Source organism: Streptococcus sp. HMSC073F11 (assembly GCF_001810785.1).
Lineage (GTDB): Bacteria > Bacillota > Bacilli > Lactobacillales > Streptococcaceae > Streptococcus.
Genome location: NZ_KV802693.1, coordinates 1 through 801 on the forward strand (window position 1 = coordinate 1; position 801 = coordinate 801).

1 protein-coding gene is annotated in these 801 nt (G+C 45.7%); it reads right to left on the bottom strand.

Going from position 1 to position 801, the window contains the following annotated elements:
• Positions 1-801: DUF1542 domain-containing protein (locus tag HMPREF2764_RS06730; RefSeq protein WP_148129367.1), on the bottom strand; the 801-nt coding region annotated here is incomplete at both ends.

The window sequence follows — 801 nt, forward strand, 5'->3', positions numbered from 1 at the left end:
CTTTGGCGTCTTCCTTAGCTTTGGCTTTCTCTTCTGCTGTTAAGTCATTGTTGGCATCTATTGCTGCTTCTTTTGCTTTTAATGCTTCATCGATGGCTTGTTTTGCAGCTGGCTTCGCTTGCGCTGTTGGTGTTACTAAAGATACACTTGTCGCTCCATCAGCCTTAGCTTGTTCCACCGCTGCATTTGTTGTTGCTTGATCAATTGCTTGTTTTGCTGCGTCTGCTTTGGCTTTCGCATCTTCTTTAGCTTTTGTTTTTTCTTCTGCTGTTAAGTCATTGTTGGCATCTATTGCTGCTTCTTTTGCTTTTAATGCTTCATCGATGGCTTGTTTTGCCGCTGGCTTCGCTTGGGCTGTTGGAGTCACTGAGTCTACACTTGTTGCTCCATCAGCCTTAGCTTGTTCCACCGCTGCATTTGTTGTCGCCTTGTCGATTGCAGTCTTCGCTGCATCGGCTTTGACTTTCGCGTCTTCCTTAGCTTTGGCTTTTTCTTCAGCAGTCAAATCGTTGTTGGCATCAATTGCGTCGTTCTTAGCTTTCAATGCGTCATCGATGGCTTTCTTAGCTGCTGGTTTGGCTACCGGAGTTGGAGTCACCGAATCTACTGATGTTGCTCCGTCGTTTTTAGCTTGCGTTACTGCATCATTTGTTGTCGCCTTGTCGATTGCTTGCTTCGCTGCGTCTGCTTTTGCTTTCGCATCAGCTTTCGCCGCAGTTTTTTCTTCGTCTGTTAAGTCATTGTTGGCATCAATCGCGTCGTTCTTAGCTTTCAATGCGTCATCAATTGCTTGTTTTGCAG